This window comes from Sphingobacterium sp. UBA865 (genome assembly GCF_002295765.1).
In the GTDB taxonomy this organism is placed as follows: Bacteria; Bacteroidota; Bacteroidia; order Sphingobacteriales; family Sphingobacteriaceae; genus Sphingobacterium; species Sphingobacterium multivorum.
Map to the genome: position 1 here is coordinate 75,939 of NZ_DBGB01000023.1, position 20,434 is coordinate 96,372.

A 20,434-nucleotide genomic window follows, 5' to 3' on the forward strand; every position below is an offset into this window, starting at 1 on the left:
TTCCAATCATTCACTCCGGAGGACAAAGCCATTACGGCTCTGTCCTTCGCTATTTCTTACATCACATGGAACAGACATTCGACTACATACACGAACTCCTTAATAGACAAATGGCGCTACGTGCCAAAATTGAAGAAAGCCCTATTGCAGGCGAAATAAAAATGAGCTATGGACGGGATTTTTATCAGGAAGAAGTGCGCTCCACGGGGCTAGCGATGATTCGCGACGGCTGGGATATGGAGGGCGAACAACTGATCCTCGATTTTGTGCATGAACACTATCCAATGCGGGTTAAAGATGAACTTACCTGGATTAATAAAATGATGCATTACCTAGCGGCTGTTACCGACACCTTTATCGATAATCTACATGCCGAGGGCTACCGTTTTTTACAGGGAAATGTAGACATGCCCAATGAACACGCGATATTCTACCCAGTCCATGAACTAGATGCATTCGGAAAATTATCCCAAGAACTCGGAATGAATACCATCGTAGATCTGAAAATATCAAATCAATTAGAACAGTTGCAAGGTTGGATCTATTATCGTTCGGGAAGTAACTAATTTTGTTTAAGCCGAGGTAACTTTTGAATCATGAAATACGGCTTCGGCTTTAACTTGCTCAAGAAACTTACTCCTAAACCATTCAATCTGTTGCACGTTCTGTAAACCTACCTGAATTGATACAACATAGGCATCCGCCGTAATATCCTTTGTTAAAATTTTCATGGGCAGGCTTCTGTCGATCTCCTTAAAGCTAGTAATGGTATCTTCCAACCACTTTTTCCACTCTTCGATGCTGCGTGCCGTAACGATGGTCAACTGAAGATTCAGACGGATATCCGATTCTTCAAACGTCCAGTTGACCAGGCGACCGGAAAGGAGATCTCCATTTGGTATAATAACTTGGGCCCCTTGGTCTGTTAATAAGGTGCTCGATCGGATACCCACCTGCATGACCTGCCCTTTTTTATCAGCAAGTTCCACATAATCCCCCACTTTAAACGGACGTTCAAATACCAAAATCACACCTGAAACAAAATTGTTGATAATATTCTGCAGGCCTAAACCTATCCCCACACTTAATGCACCGACAATGACGGTCAGCTTGTCAACTCCCAACCCCAGAATACGTATTCCTATGAGGAAGCCAACAATAAAAATGACAACACGTACGAGTGGTAATAAGGCTGTTCGGCGCTGATTTTTTTTCGCGTCGGGCTGATCAAGAAGGTCTTTTAAATTTTTTTGTATCCAATTTGCTGTCCATATGACTGCAAATGCTAAAAGCACATCGCCATACGTATAATTAACACCACCAATGGTGTGGGTATTATTTAACAAGCGATCCCCAAGTCGACGAATTTCACTTGTGATATGCAAGGTGTTGGCCCAGATAATAATGACCAATATACCCGCAAATAGGCCAATAATACGACGGAGTGCGGCAAGTATCTTCTGCTTATCAAAGCGATTTATAAAACGGTCTTCTTTCGAATTTTCATAAGAGTTGAGTAAATCATGAGACAGCATGTCGCGGAATGCATGCAGGGAGAATGCTTGCAATAGCCCTACAGCTCCAGCGATACTGCATGTACGGGCCAGATTTAGAAAACCAAACAGATTAAATATAATGGCGGCCATACTGATAATTAGCAGTAACCATCGTGAAAAGGGGCGCAGATAATCAAAAGGTATTTTTCCGTCGACCTTCCGCCCGAGGTGCCAAAGCAGGCAAATACCCGATAAATTGATCAACATGACAATAATTCGCGACATCCAACCTGTATCCAGCACTAGATTGCTGGCAAGTACCAATAGATAATAAAAAAATACATACTGCATCATCTTCAGATGCTGATTGGATAACTCCGAGCGAATCAAAAGATATAGAAAGCCGAAAATAAGCAGATAGCTCAATTCGAGCACGATCACGGGGATTCTAAGGGAAGTCAGTGGCAGGAGAATAAGGAAAAAGACCGCAAACTTGAGGACAGGAATCCACCACGGTTGATTGCGATGTAAGGGCAATGTCTCTTCGGCCCCTATGGCACGTCTGCGCATCTGATAAAGCCAATAAAAATAAATAAAGCTCAGTAGGATAAGGAGGAAACGACCATCCCAGGCACTATCGTAGTAACGCTGCGATAGTCCATCCTGCTCCAGGTTCTTTTGTATTATACTTTTCCAGTGATACCAAAAGGTTCCTTCTTGCGCTGCCTGAGTCACATTCTGCTGCTGCTCGGCCTTGTCGCCAAGGTCTTGCATGTCCAACAGGAGCGATTCAATATCACGTTCTAGTGTTGCGGCACTATCTTGCACCGCCCGCCATGAGTTGGCCGTGGAGTCCTGGGGCACCGTTTGCTTGCGCAACACCGTAACTTTTCCCTGTAGATCATGCACAGCGGGTTTAACCAGGCTGATATACTGCTGTACTTGACTGGGCACGAGCCGACCATCATCCGGCCGCTGCCAGGCGACTCCTCGCTTTACACTGTCCAATCCAGTATAATAACGATCAACCTGCTCACGCCATTGTTCCAAAAAGTTTCTAGCCGAGGCCAGTGGATTACTCGGCAACGAATCAAGAATACTGACCGAATCCTTCGATCGCTCAACGGAATCGGCCTTTTGTGCGTGCACCGTATAAAAAAATAGGCTAAGCTGGATGACCAAGCTTAGCCTTAGCATGGCGCAAATTATTGGGCCCATAATCTTTTACGTTTTAAATTTGTCTTTATGTTTAATCGGGTTTAGCCGGAGAAGGCTGCCGCTGCAAAGAATCGGTGCTGTCCCGGCCAAGCGAGTCATTTATACCAACACCAACCTGCCCATCATCGGGTGTATTGGAGGAATCATAGCTACCGTTTGCCTGATTGCCTTTATTGCTGCTATTGCCGCATCCCCATAGTCCAAGGATTGCCAATATCAATAAACTAATTTTTTTCATATGTTTTGAGTTTAAGTATGAAATTATTCGAAAAGTGAACAGTGCAAAAAAAACAATGGTTCTCTTTAGTTCGCATTTAAGTAAAAATATCTCCCTATCGTAGAAGTACGCAACAGGTCAAACGTCGACAAACGCGTGTTCATGTTACTCAATGCTGCCTGTTCAATCCTCAGTTTTAGTTCGATCCAAATTGTCCAATGGTACAGCTTCCTGTGCGGTCCCAGCCTTATTTTTAGTCGTATCTTTTCCACGGCTACGGTGAATATTGTCTAATGGTAGACCATTCTGGTTGACTGTTGTATCTACTTTCTGTTCCTTTTCGCTACTTTTGGTTCTATTATCGCAAGATGTTGCTGCCACAGCTGCGAATGCGATGGCCAAATACAAATATTTAATCATAGTTTTTAACTTTTATTATTATTCGTTACCCCTTCCCCGTTTCGCTATGTGGAGCATCAACGGGCTTTGATTCAGGTGATCCTTTTTGACGTAGGAAAATGGTGAATACAACAATGGCCAAAACAGACAAAAATTCACTTTGCCAGTTCTGGAAAGTTTCAAACCAAAATTGAGGCATAATGAGGTACGTCCATGCGTCATCTACCGGTAAACCTTCAAGCCGCTGTTCGGTGTTGTGCTGTCTCCAGCTTCCATAAAAGTGCATAACCCAACTCCCCAAAAAAAGTAGCGCAAAGCAAATGAATAGCGATGAACTATATAATTTCAACAGCCAGCCACCTTTTCTAACAGGATAAGGGGTATTCGGGCCGGGCTGCGGTTCACGGTCTACCTCTACTTTTTCCCCTATTTTTTTTGATTCAGCAGAGCCCCATTGGCGTAATCCCACCGTCAGAATCACATACATCGCCATCTGCAGAAATTCACTCTCAAAATTTTCAAAAGTTGCGGATGTAAAATGTCCTGTGCCCAAATAATTAACGATATCCAGCGGTGCCTGATTGGCCTCCAGCAACTCTTCATTATGTACTTTCCAACCCGTAAAACATTGCATGCCTAGGGAAAAGACAAAAAGCGCTGCAAACACCAGGCTTAGGCCATTACGATAAAAAAAAGAATAATTTTTCTTGTTTTCCATAGCAAGATTTATTTTATTATTAAGTACATATAACTTCAATAAAAACTTAACTATTAAGTATTCATGCCTTTTCCTTGAGTATAAAACTTATTCGCCCATTCGGCTCCATCAAAGCCATATCCACTTCATCGAGGTGCTTACTATTTGTCTCTAACCGCAAGCTCGTCAGTAGATCAGTACGGCTTACCCCCAACCGGTCCATTTGATCCCATTGGATTTTACCGTTCTTGTATAAAACAGCGGGCTTACCTTTTACCATATTACCCAAATAGGGAAGCCTGGCCGATACCTGGGCTAGGATTTTATTGACAATAATCATCACGAAGCCGGCAAACACGGTTGACAGGAATGGCGAAGCGCCAACTATTCCCCGCGCTAATACCGCACCTAGCATAATAATGATGACGAAATCTACTCCAGACTTTCGGCCGAGAATTCGAATTCCGCCCAATCGAACCAAAAAAAGTGCGATGATAAACATCATAAACGCACGCGCCCCCATTTGTATCATCGTCAGGTCTTCACCAGAGCCAAAAAAACTGTCCATATTTTTATACCGTTTAGATCGTTGTTATACGCCCATCTTCATCATGAAGCAATGTGCTCTTTATTTATTTCAAAATAGCCTACTTTATCTCAGAACATCGGTAGGAGCCTTCCCTGTTCCCTCATTTTTCAAATTGAGTACTTTTACCTATTCAACAGGCGGATAATACGTTTTCATCGACAGTCAACAAACTACTGCATTTAATTGACTGTCTTTAAGAAAAGCAAACGATATGATTCATTTAGATAATCCACCTGAAGATTGTCTCGCCTTCTTTCAGGATACATTGCGGCTGCTCCAGGATAGCGGAGCTCAATTTATGGTGGGCGGTGGTTTAGCCATGTTTCACTACACGGGGATCATACGGCCTATTAAGGATATGGATATCTTTTGCAAAAGCAGCGAATACCCAAAAATTCTTAAACATCTTGCCGCTAATGGTTATGAGACCGAATTGACAGATGTGCGATGGCTCGCCAAGATTTACAAAGACCCCTATTTCATTGATATTATTTTCGATAGTGTTAATCACAATTGCACTGTTGAGCAGGATTGGTTTGACAGAGCACCTGAAGGTACTCTTTTTGATGCTGATGTACGTTATGTACCAGCAGAAGAGCTAGTATGGTGTAAGCTATATGTACAAAACAGAGAGCGGCATGACAGCGCTGATATTAACCATATTTGGCTAAAATATGGAAAAAGTTTGGACTGGAACCATTTACTAATGCGAATGGATCAACATTGGCACCTCTTGTTGGCTCAAATGCTCATCTTTCAGTTTACTTATCCGCATGACTATCGCGATATTCTCCCAAAAGACTTATTTGATGAGCTCATTAAACGCGCAGCGGATCAATATGAATTGCCTCCTTGTTTGGAGAAAGTTTGTCTGGGACCCTTGATAGATCAAACGCAATATGAAATTGATATTAAAGAATGGGATTATAAGTCATACACAATAAAAACTGTTTAATATGAACAAGAAGACAACCATAGCCGCATTGGGCGATATACATATGAATGCAAACCAGCACGGAAAATGGAAAACCAAATTTGAGGAGATTTCGGAAAAGGCTAAAGTCCTTTTACTTTGCGGTGATCTAACGGATACGGGGGATGAAGAAGAAGCAGAATTACTTGTTGCTGAACTCCAATCCATTAAGGTTCCAGTCATCGCCGTACTGGGAAATCACGACTATGAGAAAGGACGACAAAAGCAGATCCGCCAAATTTTGACAGACAGTAAAATTACGGTCTTGGATGGTGAAGCTATCGTGATCGAAAATATTGGTTTTGCTGGCGTAAAGGGCTTTGGCGGTGGTTTTGACCGTTATATGTTATCCATGTTTGGTGAAGATGCCATGAAAAGTTTTGTGCAGGAAGCTGTAAACGAATCGTTGCTTTTAGATCGAGCTTTGGCGCGCCTCGAACAAGAACATGCAGACATAAAAAAAGTTGCCTTAATGCATTACGCGCCCATTGCTGAAACCGTTTTAGGTGAGCCCGAGCAAATTTATCCTTTTTTAGGGTCAACGCATTTAATGGAACCTTTGCAACGGCGTAAAGTAAGTGCTGCCTTCCACGGGCATGCGCATGCCGGAAAATTCAAGGCCCTGTCCCCTTCTGGAATACCGATTTACAATGTGGCAGTGCCCGTTTTAATGGCCCAGCATGGAAGTGAAGCCGGCTTTGCATTCATTGATATTTAGCATTATTTTTTACTCGTCCGAAATTGCGTTATCTGATGCATTGGTTTTTCGTTTAACAATCTGCTTGAGTTGGGTATGAAGCGTGATAATATTCCCCACAAGTAGGCTTTCTTTCAATCCGGCACGAAAACGTTTTTTCATAATACGTTTGACAAGCTGTGGACTTACTTCGCCATTTTCCTGTACCTTTCCAAGCCAACGAAGCGATATAAATGCCAGAAGTGCGGCAATAAGGAATAGAAAATTCCATTCATGCAGATAGATCAGTTTGGCGATAGTCTGGAGGTTGGGACTTTTCCAGGAGATGCTAATCTGAAGCTCGCGAGTTGCAAAATAATCAACTAACAATCCTCCTAAAATAGGTCCCAAGGCTGTAAAAAACGAAGCGACCATATTTTTTACAGTGATATAGACAATTGCATCTGTCTTGGGAGCGAGTTTCAGGCCAATGTTTGTGAGGGCGAGATTAATGCCTCCAGTGGAGATTCCCGTCATGATATGCAGAAATAGGAGTAAAAGTAAATTGGGCAATGCACGCGAATAGATTCCGACAAATATCCATAATAAAATGCAACAAATGTAAATGGGTGCTGTAAGGTAGATAATACTTTTGTTACTATAACGATCCGAAAGGTTTCCCCATAAGCGTAGGCCCAGGACACTAGCTATCTGACTGAAAACAGTAAGCAGGATGACTATTTTCATCGAAAGCCCCAATGTTTTTAACATAAAGACCGTAAAAAAGGGTATCGCTAAATTAATCGCCAACAACCAAGCCGCATTGAAGATCAATAAATTTTTAAAATTTTTATTTTTAAGCGGCTGTAGCAACAAACTTCCCAAATGTCCCCCAGACATCTGTTGTTTGGGCTCTTTGGCCTGTACCAAAAAAAAGGCACCAACTGCTCCTATAGCCCCTGCGATTAAAAAGTATATGCCGTAGAGCTTTGGTAGTTGCATAACGGCATGATTGGTATAATAGTCAACTAACGCTGCGACAATGATGCTAACTGTAATATTCGTCAATTGCATGATGCCCGTGCGCTTGGAAAAATAAGTACCCAAACGTTCCTCAGGAACGAGGTCTTTAATCCAGGAATTCCAGCCTGCGCCACCTATCGCGCTGAGAAGGTAATGGATGAACATAAAACTGAGCAAGGTCGTAAAAGAGAAATCGACTTCCCGCCACATTAAAAGCCCAACCAGGACCAAAGGCATTTTTGCAAGAAATACAGCGAATACGGTTATTACTTTCCGATTCGGGTAAATCTGCATGACGAGAATGGTCAACAGCTGGGCAAGATTACATAAGGTTGGAAAGGCCGCCAACAGTCCCAGCTGAAAGTTACTTGCTCCCATCAACAAACCTGCTCCGACCAAAATAACACCGCTGCTCAAACAGACAACAACCTCTGAACATACACCGTCTATGATGACCATTCGGAGGCTTTTGTCAATATCTTGTGTTTCGAGATGATGTACCGGTCTGAGATCCATAGCCTTTTCTCATGTAACAGCTGCTCCAGGATGTTAGTTCCCTTAAAATGAATTAATGAGCTTAATACGTTCGGCGAAGTACTTCCAACATACAATTGGGTATTAGTCCATCCAACCAAGTCGTTACCACAGCCGTTCATTAAGCAAAGGTTAAAAGCGCGTTTCCTTCTGCGAAATTGAATCGCTAAAAACGGCGTTTTTCCATTGTTGAAATTAAAAATTGTTTATGACACACAAACCACGCGTATTAACATGGCATATCCATGGATCGTACTTGTATTATTTATCCCAAGGTGACTATATCTTATATATTCCATATACGCCCGAAAGAGGACCTCGCTATGGCGGACGGGGAACAACCTTCCCTTTTGGCGACAATGTGATTGAAGTTCCTGCCGGCGAAGTGCGTAATCTCGACCTAGATCTTATCCTTTTTCAATGCGATGAAAATTACTTGGAAGATCAATATCTGATCCTGTCTGAAGTGCAGCAACAGTTACCTCGTATCTATATTGAACACGACCCGCCATGGCAGCATCCCTGTGATGAAGTTCATCCAGTCACCAATCCAGCCGTTACACTGGTGCATGTGACACACTTCAACCAGTTAATGTGGAAGGCAAATATTCCGGATGTACGTGTCATCACACATGGTGTAGATACACACGATGTCGCTTACAATGGTCGATTGGAAAAAGGGATTGTCGTTATCAACAACCTTCCCTCCCGTGGACGCATGCTAGGTAGCGATATTTTCAAGTATGTACAAAAGCAGGTACCATTAGATCTCATCGGAATGGGTAACGAACCCTATGGGCTTCGTGAAGTGCTCCATCCGCGCCTACCCGAATTTATTAAAGACTATCGTTTCTTTTTCAATCCAATACGGTACACAAGTTTGGGCTTAGCAATCTGCGAAGCTATGATGGTGGGTCTTCCCATCGTTGGATTGGCTACCACAGAGCTTTCTACCATTATTGAAAATGAAAAAACAGGCTATATCGGCTTAGAGATCGAAGAGCTCATCGCTAAAATGAAAATGCTGCTGAATAATCCCCAACATGCACAGCAGCTCAGTGTAAACGCACAGCAGAAAGCAAAAGAGCTTTTCGACATAGTTCGATTTGGACAACAATGGGAGAATTTAATTAATGAAAAAATTCATCAATATATACTATCATGAAAAAAAGAATAGCTTTTATTAGTGATCATGCCTCACCCTTAGCGACCCTCGGAGGTAAAGACAGCGGCGGCCAAAACGTTTATGTTGCCGAGGTTGCCATGCAGCTCGCTTTGATGGGCAATCAAATAGACATCTATACGCGATGTGAGCATCCAAGCCGAGAAGGGGTCGTCCTCTGGAAACCAAATATAAGGGTCATTCATATTGTCGCAGGCCCCAAAGATATACTCCCAAAGGAAGAGCTTTATGGACATATCGATGAATTTACCGCCCATACAATCGAATTTATGACCGCTAACCAGCTGAGCTACCAGTTGGTACATGCGCATTTTTGGCTGTCGGGTATGGTGGCCATGGAAATCAAGAAACAACTGCATATCCCCTTTGTTATTACTTTTCATGCCCTAGGTGCGGTGCGCCGCTTACACCAGGGGGGCTCAGACAAATTTCCGAAAATTCGTGAAAAAATTGAGAAAGATATCATTTGGGCAGCCGAACGCGTCATTGCCGAATGCCCAAACGATCTGAAGGACTTGATTCAACATTATCAGGCGCCACAGGATAAAATAGAAATTATTCCCTGTGGTTTTAATCCGGCTGATTTTCATCCAACAGACCGCACCGAAGCAAAGGAAAAGCTTGGACTTGATTCCGCGTACACCTACATTTTGCAACTTGGTCGCATGGTGAAACGAAAGGGAATAGACAATGTGATCGAAGCCTTTTCCCATGCGCACCATGCGCTGCCCGAATTGCGGCTATTGGTCGTTGGTGGAAATCTGGCGACAGCGGAAGACCGCGCAGAATTTGATCGTCTGCATCATCTGTGTATCGAGTTAAAAGTGGAAGATAAGGTCATTTTCACGGGACAACAGCGTCGTGATCTGCTTAGGTACTATTATGCTGCAAGTGAGCTTTTTATCACCACGCCGTGGTATGAACCATTCGGGATTACTCCGCTGGAATCCATGGCCTGTGGTACGCCCGTAATTGGTGCCGATGTGGGCGGTATATCGTTTACGGTAAGGCATGAAGAAACCGGCCTTTTGGTAGCGGCACAACAGCCACAACAATTGTCTGCTGCGATTGTTGACCTGATAAATAACGACCGTAAACGATTGAAATTTTCTGTTAATTCTCTACGCCATGTTAAATCCTTTACGTGGAAAGTGGTCAGCGAAAGTATTGCGCAGCTTTATGCACAATGTTTGCCTCAGGATGCTGAAAAAGAAACAATTACGCAGATCAGGCAAAGCTTTTTGGGTTCCTCAAAGACTTTCGAAAAAGCGGCAGAATCTTTGGCGCTTGGCATAGCCAGGCTGTCGTCCAAAATGGTCTCTGTATTGCATGAAGGTAAAAAAATCATGATCTGCGGCAATGGTGGTAGTGCCGCGGAGAGCCAGCATTTCGCTGCCGAGCTCGTGGGTCGATTTGAAATACCACAGCGTCCCGGCTATCCGGTGATCTCGCTTAACGCTGATGTGGCGGTTCTCACCGCATGGGCAAACGACTTTGGCTACGAAAGCGTATTTGCAAGACAGGTACAGGCACTTGGGCAACCAGGAGATATGCTGATCTGTTTAAGTACAAGTGGCAACTCGCCCAATATCCTAAACGCATTGAAAGAAGCCAGTAAAGCTGGGGTGATTTGTGCAAATTTGCTGGGAAAAGATGGTGGCGAGGCCACGCAATTCGGAGATCATAATCTCATAGTTCCTTCCGATCACACGGCCCGTATTCAGGAAGTACAGCTACATATTATTCACCAGCTCTGCGCACTGGTGGAACAGCGGATGGCAAATCTGAGTAGGAAAAATGAACACTTCGTTATACATAATAAATTGATCGCATCATGATGGAGAGCGCTGTATTTCTGGATAAGGATGGAACGCTGATTAAGGATGTTCCCTACAACGTTGATCCCGCACGCATCGTTTGTTATTCCGACATTTTTGAGCCTCTAAGAGGGTTACAAAAAAGGGGCTATAAGCTCATTGTTATCAGCAATCAGTCGGGTATTGCCCGACGTTATTTTACAGCTGAAGATTTGGATATCGCTTTTTCAGCATTGCACGAACTACTCCGCTACGAGCACATCCAATTAGACGGTATCTACTATTGTCCACATGGCGATGTCATGGACGAACCGCAATGCTCCTGCCGTAAGCCTTTACCCGGAATGCTCTATCGGGCTGCCAAGGAGCTGAACATAGATTTAAAAAAATCCTGGATGATCGGCGATATCCTAAGTGATGTCGGCGCCGGCCGTGCGGCAGGCTGCAGGACCATATTGGTAGACCGAAGCCAGGAAGAAAGGAAACAGGAGCGAATTTCTGATCCTAAATATACACCAGATTTCATCGTAGATGATTTTTACGGATTGGCGCAACTTATCAACTCAGAAAAAGTAGATTATGAAAGATATAGCATTAAATAAACTTGTCGAAAATGGTTTTGACAATCCAAGCGTCCTTGTTTTGGGAGACTGTATGCTGGATATTTATCTAGATGGGGAATGCAAGCGGCTTGCTCCCGATGTCGCCGTACCCGTGCTCGATGTCCAATCCGTAGAACATTGCCTTGGCGGAGCCGGGAATGTGATCACGAACCTCAGCAATATGGGGGCCGTCGTGTCGGTCGTTAGTCTGTTGGGCGACGATAGCAGTGGACAGACAATAGCACGCAGTGTGCAGCGACAGGGAATTGACACGGGTGGCCTGCTCTATAATAAAAATTGTCAGACACTAACAAAAACACGATTACGTAGAGATGGACACTGTCTGCTTCGTTATGATATTGGTCAGAAGTATCATTTTAGTGCAGCGCTGGCCAACCAATATCTGACAGCGGTAAAAAAAGCCCTTCAACATGTCGACATTGTTTTTATTGCAGATTATGGAAAAGGTAACATCACGGATGAGCTCATTGTGCTGCTCGCCGAAGAACAGCAGGTTGAGCCCAAAATTATTGCCTTAGACAGCAAAGATTACGACAAGTATGCATGCCTAAATCCCGACTTAATTAAGCCCAATTATGACGAAGCAAGAAAAATCCTGAGCCAGGAAGAAGAGGACGACCGCCTAACACAAGCATCGAAATGGCCCGAAAGCCTAGCTGCCTTGTCTCAGGCGAACTGGGTGGCACTTACCCTTGATAAGGATGGTGTTATCCTCTTTAAAAAAGGTGGTTCAGCAAAGCACTACCGGGTTCCTGCTTTAAAAGAAGGTAATTTCTCCGGCGCTGGCGACACCTTTCTGACCGTGCTTTGCTTGGCTTACTATAATAAACTTGATGCGGATATTGCGATAGCACTGAGTATAAAGGCAGCACAGATCGGTATACAAAAAAATGGTACAGCACATTGTAGCTGCACGGAATTAGCCCAGCGCCTTACGAACAAAGATGATAAATTAATTACCGACCTGAATCATCTTGAAGCACTATGCGATGGACTTCGGAAAGAAAATAAACTCGTATTCACCAACGGTTGTTTCGATATTTTCCATGCCGGCCATGCCCATTACCTCGGTGCAGCTAAGGCACAGGGTGATATTTTGATTGTCGGCATCAATACAGACGAGAGCATCAGACGTTTAAAAGGAGCAACAAGACCTGTCAATTCGCTTGACGATCGAATTGAAGTATTGCGGGCGCTTGGAGCTGTAGATTATATTGTACCGTTTGGTGATGAATTATCGGACAACCCTATCCCGATCATCGAAAAGGTTAAACCGCATATCTTTGTAAAAGGTGAAGCATACCAAAATAAAGAACTGGCCGAACAAGGGCTACTGCAAATACTAGGGACACAACTCGTATTTATTCCGCATGTCCATCAGCAGTCGACTACTAAAATCATTCAGCGGGTGCAGGAAAAGGACAATCAACTGTTAAAGAAAATCAGCTAAAATGGGGACTTGGAAAGATTGTAAAAACATGTTGATCATTCGCTTAGACAATATGGGCGATCTGATCATGAGTAATGCAGCGCTTCAGGAAATTAAATCAGCGAATGGAAATTGTAAAATCACATTACTTGCGTCAGAAATGGCTGTTCCCATTATCCCCTACCTAGGCACTGTCGATGACTATATACAATACGATGCCCCTTGGATGAAATTGAGCTCGCATGACACGGTTGCTTCGACTGAAGCATTGATTGCTGCAATCAAAAAGCGGGAGTTTGATAGCTGTATTATTTTCAATGTATACAGCCAAAATCCAATGGCTTCGATCATGTTGGCATATCTAGCGGAAATCCCCCTGCGAGCGGCTTATATGCGCGAGAATCCCTATACGTTGCTTACCCATTGGATACCAGACAAAGAACCCCTGTTTGAGATACAGCACCAAATAGCACGTGATCTCGAACTGGTCAGACTACTTGGCATCAGCCGGTCGATCAATCGATTACCGAGCCTAATTGTACCCCGAGGTCAATTATCGAATTTAATTCCTTTACGTGGGGGGAAACAGATTATTGTCAATTGTGATGTTTCGGAGCAAAAAAGACGAATTCCCCGTGCTGTCGCACAACAATTGACGCGGCAGCTACTTGATTCAGCATTTCAGGTCATACTTGTTGGCAAGGAATACAACGATTACCTGAGATCATGTTTTTCAGAACTCGTAAGGGAAAATCTGATTAACCTTATTGGAAAGACGACAATTGATGATCTCCTACTCCTCGTAGCACATGCAGATGCTGTGCTCACGGTCAACACGGGCGTTGCTCATATTGCCTGCGCGCTGCAAAAACCAACGTTGGTCCTTTACGCTCAGACAAACCCGCAGCATATCCCATGGTCGCAGGATACTGACTTTATCCTTTACCCCGTCGACCCTGCTCTGCGCTCCAAAAATACGATTAACAGCTTTGTCGATAAGCAGAATGGATCATCTAGAATGACACCGTTAAGTGTTGAAAATATCATGGATAAATTGAATTCATTACTTAAGCATTCCTCCCAAAAACAGACAGCGCCGGAAGGACCCGTCTGATCTCGCGCACAATATGCTCTATGGCGATAGGTTTGGTCAGATCAAAAGTGGTATGCAGTGCTGTGTTGAGTGGCCCCCAACGCTCGGGCTCACCATCTAGACTCATGACCACACTTTTTGCTTCTAAGGCAGCGGCAATATGGGATATTCCTGTGCAGTTGCATACAAGTAAAGTCGATTCCTTCAAAAGACAGCCAAGCGTACCCAAATCAAGTCTGGAACAGAGGTTAAGCACAGGTCCTTCAAGTAAGCGCTGCAGTTCATTGACCAAAGATTCTTCAGCACTTACCCCAGTCAGGATAATCTGATATCCCATTTGCTGCATTAAGGTCGCAAGAAATCCGAAGTTTTCAATAGGCCAGCGTCGTTTGGCGTCCCGACTGCCCACATGGATAATAACGAAAGGATAGTTTATTTCAGCTTTTATTTTCCTATAGGCCTCCCAATCCTCGGGAAATAAGGGGAAATACATTGTACGATTTGGAATTTTTAAACCTAGAAATTCCATAAGAGCTAGGTGCCTGTTCACCTCGTGAAGCTTTCCTGGATAAGTCATCCAGTCGGGGTTGTCAATTGAAGCTATTGGTTGAAATCCTACCAGTCGCTTTGCCGCAAAATTCTGTAAAAAATCATTCACCACAGTTCCATCTCCCTGCATCTGAATCAGAAGGTCAAATTTTTCCGCTTGCATCTGCTTGACGAATCGTTCAAGATTGTCGGGATTATATGCAATTTCGGGAAGCTGCGGATGCCCGGGAAAATCCACATATTCATCGATGCAATCAAAGCGTTCCATCAATGTACGCATATGGGGCAAGCCGATAAAGTAGAGCTTGGCATTGGGATAATGCGACTTCAATGCCCTGACGGCGGGAATGGAACACAGGAGATCGCCCAGCTGAAGAGCCCGAAAAATAGCTATCTTAAACATACCATCGATTTTAAGGATAGACAACCCCCAAAGAAATACGGTTTGATTTATTCCTTTTTATCAATCAAAACGCTTTTCCTACGCTAAATCATATTATTTCAAACCTTCGCAGATTTACATCCGTTCTCTTGAAGTATAGAAAGAACGTAAATAAAATTAGTGATATGGAGAATTTAAAGAATAAGCGGATAGCGATATTGGTCGCGGATGGATTTGAAGAAATTGAACTGACTAGCCCAAAGGAAGCCTTGGAAAATGCAGGCGCCAAAACAGACATTATATCACCGGCTGAAGGAACAGTGCGGGCAAAAAATGGAGATGAATGGTCAAATGACTATCCTGTCGATGTTGCTCTGCAGGAGGCAGAAGAGAATCGATATGACGGATTGCTGCTACCAGGCGGGGTCATCAATCCTGATAAATTGAGGACGAATAAAACGGCTATTGCATTGATCAATGCTTTCTGGGAACGGGATAAACCGATCGCAGCCATTTGCCATGGACCTCAATTACTGATTAACGCGGATCTGGTGCGTGATAAAAAAATAACGTCCGTTGAAGCCATTCAAATGGACCTGATTAATGCAGGCGCATTATGGGAAGACAGCGAAGTGGTGATTGACGACAAACTTATTACAAGTCGTACGCCCGACGATCTGCCCGCTTTTAATAAAGCCATCATTAAAGCGTTTGCGACAGAAAAAAAGAACTAAGCGTAGTAGTACAGTTTCAATAACGTATAAAATCGGCCAACCTTTAGATCTTGTAACATGTTCAGCATATAAATAACACATAAAACAGTATATTATGAATACAACAAAAAGTTCAAGCCATACGACTGCCAAAGGGCAATCGCAAAGCAGCAACGCTAACAAAGAAAAAAAATCAGCGACAACAACAGGAAAAAGTGCTTCAGCGTCTAAAGGATCGCAAAACGGAAGTTCTGATAAAACCAAAGCTGAACTCTTGGAAATGGCAAAGAAAATGGAGATAACCGGGCGTCACGATATGACGAAAGATGAACTTGCTAAAGCCATTGAGAAGCAGGGCAAAAAATAGAAATGTCATTCACGGACAAGTGCTGATTAGTCCTGAAAATAGATACAGATTTTCAGCTAGAAACTAAGCTTAACAGAAAGACCCGCAATTTTAAATGCGGGTCTTTCTTATTTCTTCCTTTCTTTTGGCCTATCTGTAGGATCATTGGGCATCTCGTTCAACTGATCCACCTGCGGGTCTACTCCGGCCTCGGCATCGCCCTGATCCTTATCGCCTACATCTCGCAGTGTCTCTCCATTTACACCTAACTTGACCTTTTTCTTTTTTTCCATTTCGGTTCCGACGACGCGGTTTTCATTTTTTGTTGCCATATTCCTCTATTTTTTGTTTTTATTGTTTAATCAATGTAAGAGCATGTGATGAAAACCGAAGCTGACAAGACCAGCTGTATTTTTTGTATTCGTTTTCTCGATCAGTTTCTGTCGGTGCCCTTCCACCGTACGTTTGCTCAAAAAAATACGCTCTGCAATTTCGCCGTTGGTGTATCCCTGTGCGATGAGTTCCAATACATGCAATTCGCGTTCTGAAATATCATATTTTAACAAAACACGATTTAGGTCTGGAGCCCTGTCCGCAAAGTTTTTATAATCGTTAAGGCAGGAAACACTTAAGGAACCACTGATATATTTTTCTCCTTTGGCAACCTGCCGTATACCAAAAAGTACCTCATCACAACTACTATCTTTCACTAAATAGCCATCTGCTCCTGCACGCAATACATCTGCGGCAATGTGTTTGTCATTTTCCATCGTCAAGGCAAGGATTTTTATATCGGGGTATTTCTGTTTAACGAAATCAATGAGAGCTATCCCGCCCATTTCACCCATATTAATATCCGTAAGGATCATATCTGGTCGCTGATCGACATTCAACACATCCAAAGCTGCTTCAGCACTTTCAACATCAGCCAAAACAGTAATGTCATCTTGCGTTTCTAAAATCAGCCGAAAACCACTTCTAACCAAATGATGGTCGTCAACAAGCACTATCTGAATCATAGCTATCTGTTTAATGAACTTATGTACTTCTAGGAACAGCACCCAATTGTAAAAAGTTTTTTACAATTGAATTTATCTAAAAAATAAAGAAAATAAGATTGATTTTCTTTTTCTATCATAATAGCAAATATAGAAAGCGAAACGCTTTTGACCTGAGCTTTGTTCTCCTACTAAGTGCATGCAGGTGGCATGCCATCATTAAACGATAGATAATATGAAAAACTCAACAAAATTAATTGCCGTCAGTCTATTATGCTTAGCAGCCTATGGATGTAACGGCGCTAAAACTGATGATCAAGAATCACAGGAACTGATGCGTGATTCCGTTCCCAACGATACCACGACGATACAATATCGCGACACCACATCTTCCGAATCCCGTGGAGAAATCCCGCCGACACCACAGCCGGATACAACGACAAAAAAATAAAACGAATGTAACTTGGCTAATGTTCTTGGCTTGATAATAGCATAATTATGAAGTCCTCCCGTCGTGAGATGGCTGGAGATTAGATTTATTGTAGAGAGCTAGACAATGTAAACATTGTCTAGCTTTTTTATTTGGGCACTATTCGAAGGTCAGATTGATTTTCGAAAATCCCAATCCCTGTAAGAGCGGTTTAAAAACGGTGGTTGCATTGGCCTTGGTCTGCTGCAGGATATCCGATTTCTTTACATCATCAGCAACAGCTTTTTCCGCAGCTTTATAAGCTTCATCCACGAGCTCTGCTTCGCGCAAGAAAGCCATTTTCGTATCATAGACTTTGGACGCGTCGTGGTCGATCTTGATGTAACAAATTTCTGGAGCCGGCAATTTGATGGAGACCGAATCCCCCAAAACCGTGATATCTTCCGGACTAAGTTTCGTCAAATTCACACAGCCTACAGCATCTGCTTTCACGATGAGTAATACACTTGCATCCGGTAAAAAAGTATTCACGTTTTTGTGCTCTACAACATCACTGTAACGGTATTTGACCAATTCCAGTTTTCCCATGGCTTCAATACGGTCCACCAACAGCTGATGTTTACTTTCCACTGTCGGTCCGCTGTTATATTTATGATACACAAACCAGGCGCCAACTGCCAAAATGGCTACGATAATTAAAAATTTTAAAAATTTTCCCATAAACTATACTATACAAATTAAAGACCAAGCTGCTTTTTTAGACATTTAACCTGAAAATATTACCTCAATATTATTCTTCAGGGTCACTAAATGGGCATACTTGAAAATTATACCTTTTGATAGACAATTGTTTAGTTAAAAAGTTTAAAAAACATTTGGAACATATGAGCTATAATACTACTTTTGTGACATCAAAATCACGGTAGGTATAGCTCAGTTGGTTAGAGCACTAGATTGTGGTTCTAGGGGTCGTCGGTTCGAGCCCGATTACTTACCCAAAAGGCAGATCAAATGATCTGCCTTTTTTGTTTCTAGTCCCGTCTGTTTGCTCCCGTCTGTTAGCGCCACATAAACCCGCCAATACGGAAAAAGCGGAGCAACTTGTTGATCACGGTTAAAGCAGGTTTTTTAATCTTCCATTTTAATCCATCGAATCCTGTGGGAGCCGCATTGAAATCTTTCACTGTCGCCGCCCCTGTTTTCATATGGATCGGCGCTTCATCCCTTCGAAGTTTCTCCACCACCAGGATGCTATCGTAGTAGTGTAGAGACCCTACCGAACGCGTAAATCCGTTGACCTTCAATCCACGTTGCTCAGAATGGTAAGCATTGATGTAATCAATAAAATTTTTACTATACTCTATAAAAGTACCATTCCTTTTATGGCCACCACCATAAAATACCTGATAAGATGTATGTAAATCTTCACAAAGGTATACGCCATTGTCTTTCACATGATCAAAAAGCTCCTCAAATGTCACAATCTGTTGTTTCATCGTATGGCCACCATCATCAATCAATATATCGATCGGCGGAATAGACTCTTTTACCTGACGCAGAAACTTTCGGTCGGACTGCGAACCAATAAAGATCTCGACATTTTCTTCTTCGAGTTCCTTACAGTGCGGATTGATGTCAATACCATATATTTTAGCACGATCGCCAAAATAGTTCTTCCACATCTGCAGACTTCCACCCTGAAAAACCCCAACTTCCAACACCACGATCTCTTTGCCTTTGAAACGACTAAAATGTCTGTCGTATATATCGAAATAATGCATCCATTTATTGATTAGCTTCGCATTATTATTTCGGAAATAAGTTTCTAACTCGTTCATGTCCTTCGGTCTATTTTAAGGGGTTCTGGTTTTTTATGTGTTGAATTTATTGAAATATAACGAAATAAGCAACGATATATTTTTCTCCAGTCTAATTTTAAAATTCAATTTTAAAACATTCAAATAATTTTCCTACATTTACATAACTAGTTATATAATTACTTATAATACGATGGAATTATTTGAAAAAACAGGAAAAATAGCCTTAGGTAGCAGATTGCGTTACATGGCTTCCAACATCACAGAAGAAGCCGCCCGGATACACGAGCTTTATCAGATTGAATTTGCACCCAAATGGTTTCCCGTATTCTTTATTTTATCGGAAGGTGATTCCAAGACAATTACTGATATAGCAACAGAGATTGGCCACTCCCAGCCGTCGGTCACTAAAATCGTTAAAGAAATGATCGAAGCGGGCCTACTTGAAGATAACCTTCGCTCTATGGATAAACGGAGAAATATGGTTGGATTGAGTAATAAAGGAAAAATGCTATGGGAAAGAATGAAAATTCAATGTATCGATATCGATCGTGCCATTGATGGGATTATCCAGGAAGCTACGCACAATCTATGGGAAGCTTTAGCGGAATGGGAATTTCTCCTTGAACAAAAATCCTTATTGAAACGGGTGCAAGAGCAAAAGAAAATGCGTGAAAGTAAGGATATCAACATTGTACCGTACAATCCAGCCTACCGCTTAGCATTTAAGTCCTTGAATGAGGAATGGATTTCCACCTATTTTGAATTGGAAGAGGCGGACCATAAAGCACTTGACAACCCTGAGGAGTATATTTTGGCAAAAGGCGGCAAAATTATGGTTGCTCTTTATAATGACAAGCCCGTAGGTGTATGTTCACTTATCAAAATGAATCATCCCGATTTTGACTATGAATTGGCAAAAATGGTGGTTTCTCCAACAGTGCAGGGCAAAAATATAGGCTATCTTTTGGGAAAAGCAATTATTGAAGAAGCAAAGACTCTAGGGGCTTCAAAACTGTTTCTCGAGAGCAACACCATTTTAAAACCTGCGATCAATCTCTATCACAAGTTAGGTTTTCAAAAAATCAATGGCTTTCCAAGTACTTATCAACGCTGTAATATCCAGATGGAACTGGATTTAAAAAAATAACCCTGCGCAGTAGAAACATACACTGGAATAGTCAACTCAGATAAGCGAATGAATGCTTCCTTTTTTTGGGGAAGCATTTTTG

The 20,434-nt window shown here is 42.6% G+C and carries 23 protein-coding genes and 1 tRNA gene; 13 read left to right on the top strand and 11 right to left on the bottom strand.

Annotation, left to right across the window (positions count from 1 at the left end; translation table 11 throughout):
• The first annotated feature begins 65 nt into the window (after positions 1–65).
• Positions 66–566: a hypothetical protein gene (locus tag B2O97_RS13615; protein WP_070564384.1), complete on the top strand. Its 501-nt coding sequence runs from the start codon at positions 66–68 to the stop codon at positions 564–566.
• Between the two features lie 6 nt (positions 567–572).
• On the opposite strand, the gene B2O97_RS13620 is transcribed toward B2O97_RS13615, so the two are convergent.
• From B2O97_RS13620 to B2O97_RS13640, 5 genes are all read right to left on the bottom strand, one after another.
• Complete coding sequence (locus B2O97_RS13620) at positions 573–2,714, bottom strand: mechanosensitive ion channel family protein (protein ID WP_286767560.1); 2,142 nt, start codon at positions 2,712–2,714, stop codon at positions 573–575.
• Positions 2,715–2,745: 31 nt separating this feature from the next.
• Positions 2,746–2,952, bottom strand: a complete 207-nt coding sequence (locus B2O97_RS13625) for a hypothetical protein (RefSeq protein WP_046676320.1) — start codon at positions 2,950–2,952, stop codon at positions 2,746–2,748.
• A 162-nt stretch (positions 2,953–3,114) separates the two neighbouring features.
• Positions 3,115–3,351, bottom strand: a complete 237-nt coding sequence (locus B2O97_RS13630; RefSeq protein ID WP_286767561.1) for a hypothetical protein — start codon at positions 3,349–3,351, stop codon at positions 3,115–3,117.
• 25 nt (positions 3,352–3,376) lie between these two features.
• Complete coding sequence (locus B2O97_RS13635) at positions 3,377–4,048, bottom strand: DUF6766 family protein (protein WP_070564393.1); 672 nt, start codon at positions 4,046–4,048, stop codon at positions 3,377–3,379.
• A gap of 61 nt (positions 4,049–4,109) precedes the next feature.
• Entirely contained in the window at positions 4,110–4,595 is a 486-nt protein-coding gene (locus tag B2O97_RS13640) for a DUF421 domain-containing protein (protein ID WP_112374749.1), read from the bottom strand.
• A gap of 232 nt (positions 4,596–4,827) precedes the next feature.
• Between B2O97_RS13640 and B2O97_RS13645 the strand changes: the two genes are divergently transcribed.
• Positions 4,828–5,571, top strand: a complete 744-nt coding sequence (locus B2O97_RS13645; RefSeq protein WP_070564399.1) for a nucleotidyltransferase domain-containing protein — start codon at positions 4,828–4,830, stop codon at positions 5,569–5,571.
• A 1-nt stretch (position 5,572) separates the two neighbouring features.
• The gene (locus B2O97_RS13650; RefSeq protein ID WP_070564402.1) at positions 5,573–6,307 is read left to right on the top strand and encodes a metallophosphoesterase family protein; all 735 of its coding nucleotides are present in this window, start codon (positions 5,573–5,575) and stop codon (positions 6,305–6,307) included.
• Positions 6,308–6,316: 9 nt separating this feature from the next.
• Here B2O97_RS13650 and B2O97_RS13655 read toward each other — a convergent pair whose 3' ends face one another.
• Positions 6,317–7,804 (bottom strand): MFS transporter, encoded by a 1,488-nt coding sequence (locus tag B2O97_RS13655; RefSeq protein ID WP_201639227.1) that lies wholly within the window; start codon positions 7,802–7,804, stop codon positions 6,317–6,319.
• Positions 7,805–8,030: 226 nt separating this feature from the next.
• Here B2O97_RS13655 and B2O97_RS13660 point away from each other — a divergent pair, with 226 nt between their 5' ends.
• From B2O97_RS13660 to B2O97_RS13680, 5 genes are all read left to right on the top strand, one after another.
• Positions 8,031–8,987 carry a glycosyltransferase gene (locus B2O97_RS13660; RefSeq protein WP_070564408.1) on the top strand — a complete coding sequence of 319 codons (957 nt, stop codon included), beginning with the start codon at positions 8,031–8,033 and terminating at the stop codon, positions 8,985–8,987.
• A 98-nt stretch (positions 8,988–9,085) separates the two neighbouring features.
• Positions 9,086–10,843 carry a glycosyltransferase gene (locus B2O97_RS13665; protein ID WP_376746118.1) on the top strand — a complete coding sequence of 586 codons (1,758 nt, stop codon included), beginning with the start codon at positions 9,086–9,088 and terminating at the stop codon, positions 10,841–10,843.
• The gene (locus B2O97_RS13670; protein WP_070564412.1) at positions 10,840–11,424 is read left to right on the top strand and encodes a D-glycero-alpha-D-manno-heptose-1,7-bisphosphate 7-phosphatase; all 585 of its coding nucleotides are present in this window, start codon (positions 10,840–10,842) and stop codon (positions 11,422–11,424) included. The genes B2O97_RS13665 and B2O97_RS13670 overlap by 4 nt, the downstream gene beginning before the upstream one ends.
• Complete coding sequence (locus B2O97_RS13675; protein WP_286767562.1) at positions 11,402–12,895, top strand: PfkB family carbohydrate kinase; 1,494 nt, start codon at positions 11,402–11,404, stop codon at positions 12,893–12,895. Before B2O97_RS13670 ends, B2O97_RS13675 begins: the two co-directional genes overlap by 23 nt.
• A gap of 1 nt (position 12,896) precedes the next feature.
• A complete protein-coding gene (locus B2O97_RS13680; protein WP_070564419.1) occupies positions 12,897–13,988 on the top strand; it encodes a glycosyltransferase family 9 protein in 1,092 nt (363 codons plus the stop codon).
• Here B2O97_RS13680 and B2O97_RS13685 read toward each other — a convergent pair.
• Positions 13,942–14,919, bottom strand: coding sequence for a glycosyltransferase family 9 protein (locus B2O97_RS13685; RefSeq protein ID WP_201639230.1), 978 nt, complete (start codon positions 14,917–14,919; stop codon positions 13,942–13,944). The two genes, B2O97_RS13680 and B2O97_RS13685, sit on opposite strands and share 47 nt — an antisense overlap.
• A gap of 164 nt (positions 14,920–15,083) precedes the next feature.
• Between B2O97_RS13685 and B2O97_RS13690 the strand changes: the two genes are divergently transcribed.
• Together B2O97_RS13690 and B2O97_RS13695 are read left to right on the top strand one after the other, a co-directional pair.
• Positions 15,084–15,632: a type 1 glutamine amidotransferase domain-containing protein gene (locus B2O97_RS13690; protein WP_286767563.1), complete on the top strand. Its 549-nt coding sequence runs from the start codon at positions 15,084–15,086 to the stop codon at positions 15,630–15,632.
• Positions 15,633–15,726: 94 nt separating this feature from the next.
• Positions 15,727–15,978, top strand: coding sequence for a Rho termination factor N-terminal domain-containing protein (locus B2O97_RS13695; protein ID WP_070564428.1), 252 nt, complete (start codon positions 15,727–15,729; stop codon positions 15,976–15,978).
• 107 nt (positions 15,979–16,085) lie between these two features.
• On the opposite strand, the gene B2O97_RS13700 is transcribed toward B2O97_RS13695, so the two are convergent.
• Both B2O97_RS13700 and B2O97_RS13705 read right to left on the bottom strand, forming a co-directional pair.
• Entirely contained in the window at positions 16,086–16,289 is a 204-nt protein-coding gene (locus B2O97_RS13700) for a hypothetical protein (protein ID WP_070564431.1), read from the bottom strand.
• Positions 16,290–16,319: 30 nt separating this feature from the next.
• Positions 16,320–16,976, bottom strand: coding sequence for a response regulator transcription factor (locus B2O97_RS13705; RefSeq protein ID WP_070564434.1), 657 nt, complete (start codon positions 16,974–16,976; stop codon positions 16,320–16,322).
• 214 nt (positions 16,977–17,190) lie between these two features.
• Between B2O97_RS13705 and B2O97_RS13710 the strand changes: the two genes are divergently transcribed.
• The gene (locus tag B2O97_RS13710; RefSeq protein ID WP_286767564.1) at positions 17,191–17,406 is read left to right on the top strand and encodes a hypothetical protein; all 216 of its coding nucleotides are present in this window, start codon (positions 17,191–17,193) and stop codon (positions 17,404–17,406) included.
• A 138-nt stretch (positions 17,407–17,544) separates the two neighbouring features.
• Here B2O97_RS13710 and B2O97_RS13715 read toward each other — a convergent pair whose 3' ends face one another.
• Entirely contained in the window at positions 17,545–18,105 is a 561-nt protein-coding gene (locus B2O97_RS13715) for a DUF4230 domain-containing protein (protein WP_286767565.1), read from the bottom strand.
• A 202-nt stretch (positions 18,106–18,307) separates the two neighbouring features.
• On the opposite strand from B2O97_RS13715, the gene B2O97_RS13720 reads away from it, so the two are divergent.
• Positions 18,308–18,381 (top strand) — tRNA-His (locus B2O97_RS13720).
• A 62-nt stretch (positions 18,382–18,443) separates the two neighbouring features.
• Here the strand turns inward: B2O97_RS13720 and B2O97_RS13725 are convergent.
• A complete protein-coding gene (locus B2O97_RS13725) occupies positions 18,444–19,223 on the bottom strand; it encodes a class I SAM-dependent methyltransferase (protein ID WP_083295870.1) in 780 nt (259 codons plus the stop codon).
• 172 nt (positions 19,224–19,395) lie between these two features.
• On the opposite strand from B2O97_RS13725, the gene B2O97_RS13730 reads away from it, so the two are divergent.
• Positions 19,396–20,352 carry a bifunctional helix-turn-helix transcriptional regulator/GNAT family N-acetyltransferase gene (locus B2O97_RS13730; protein WP_070564440.1) on the top strand — a complete coding sequence of 319 codons (957 nt, stop codon included), beginning with the start codon at positions 19,396–19,398 and terminating at the stop codon, positions 20,350–20,352.
• Positions 20,353–20,434 lie beyond the last annotated feature (82 nt).

Excerpts from the sequence above, each read along its gene's own strand:
- B2O97_RS13665 (WP_376746118.1), top strand. The coding sequence starts at position 9,086 with ATGCAGCTCGCTTTGATGGGCAATCAAATAGACATCTATACGCGATGT.
- B2O97_RS13670 (WP_070564412.1), top strand. The coding sequence starts at position 10,840 with ATGATGGAGAGCGCTGTATTTCTGGATAAGGATGGAACGCTGATTAAG.
- B2O97_RS13680 (WP_070564419.1), top strand. The coding sequence starts at position 12,897 with ATGGGGACTTGGAAAGATTGTAAAAACATGTTGATCATTCGCTTAGAC.
- B2O97_RS13615 (WP_070564384.1), top strand. The coding sequence starts at position 66 with ATGGAACAGACATTCGACTACATACACGAACTCCTTAATAGACAAATG.
- B2O97_RS13705 (WP_070564434.1), bottom strand. The coding sequence starts at position 16,976 with ATGATTCAGATAGTGCTTGTTGACGACCATCATTTGGTTAGAAGTGGT.
- B2O97_RS13620 (WP_286767560.1), bottom strand. The coding sequence starts at position 2,714 with ATGGGCCCAATAATTTGCGCCATGCTAAGGCTAAGCTTGGTCATCCAG.
- B2O97_RS13650 (WP_070564402.1), top strand. The coding sequence starts at position 5,573 with ATGAACAAGAAGACAACCATAGCCGCATTGGGCGATATACATATGAAT.
- B2O97_RS13710 (WP_286767564.1), top strand. The coding sequence starts at position 17,191 with ATGAAAAACTCAACAAAATTAATTGCCGTCAGTCTATTATGCTTAGCA.
- B2O97_RS13640 (WP_112374749.1), bottom strand. The coding sequence starts at position 4,595 with ATGGACAGTTTTTTTGGCTCTGGTGAAGACCTGACGATGATACAAATG.
- B2O97_RS13660 (WP_070564408.1), top strand. The coding sequence starts at position 8,031 with ATGACACACAAACCACGCGTATTAACATGGCATATCCATGGATCGTAC.
- B2O97_RS13715 (WP_286767565.1), bottom strand. The coding sequence starts at position 18,105 with ATGGGAAAATTTTTAAAATTTTTAATTATCGTAGCCATTTTGGCAGTT.
- B2O97_RS13690 (WP_286767563.1), top strand. The coding sequence starts at position 15,084 with ATGGAGAATTTAAAGAATAAGCGGATAGCGATATTGGTCGCGGATGGA.
- B2O97_RS13695 (WP_070564428.1), top strand. The coding sequence starts at position 15,727 with ATGAATACAACAAAAAGTTCAAGCCATACGACTGCCAAAGGGCAATCG.
- B2O97_RS13730 (WP_070564440.1), top strand. The coding sequence starts at position 19,396 with ATGGAATTATTTGAAAAAACAGGAAAAATAGCCTTAGGTAGCAGATTG.
- B2O97_RS13655 (WP_201639227.1), bottom strand. The coding sequence starts at position 7,804 with ATGGATCTCAGACCGGTACATCATCTCGAAACACAAGATATTGACAAA.
- B2O97_RS13675 (WP_286767562.1), top strand. The coding sequence starts at position 11,402 with ATGAAAGATATAGCATTAAATAAACTTGTCGAAAATGGTTTTGACAAT.
- B2O97_RS13630 (WP_286767561.1), bottom strand. The coding sequence starts at position 3,351 with ATGATTAAATATTTGTATTTGGCCATCGCATTCGCAGCTGTGGCAGCA.
- B2O97_RS13635 (WP_070564393.1), bottom strand. The coding sequence starts at position 4,048 with ATGGAAAACAAGAAAAATTATTCTTTTTTTTATCGTAATGGCCTAAGC.
- B2O97_RS13685 (WP_201639230.1), bottom strand. The coding sequence starts at position 14,919 with ATGTTTAAGATAGCTATTTTTCGGGCTCTTCAGCTGGGCGATCTCCTG.
- B2O97_RS13625 (WP_046676320.1), bottom strand. The coding sequence starts at position 2,952 with ATGAAAAAAATTAGTTTATTGATATTGGCAATCCTTGGACTATGGGGA.
- B2O97_RS13725 (WP_083295870.1), bottom strand. The coding sequence starts at position 19,223 with ATGAACGAGTTAGAAACTTATTTCCGAAATAATAATGCGAAGCTAATC.
- B2O97_RS13645 (WP_070564399.1), top strand. The coding sequence starts at position 4,828 with ATGATTCATTTAGATAATCCACCTGAAGATTGTCTCGCCTTCTTTCAG.
- B2O97_RS13700 (WP_070564431.1), bottom strand. The coding sequence starts at position 16,289 with ATGGCAACAAAAAATGAAAACCGCGTCGTCGGAACCGAAATGGAAAAA.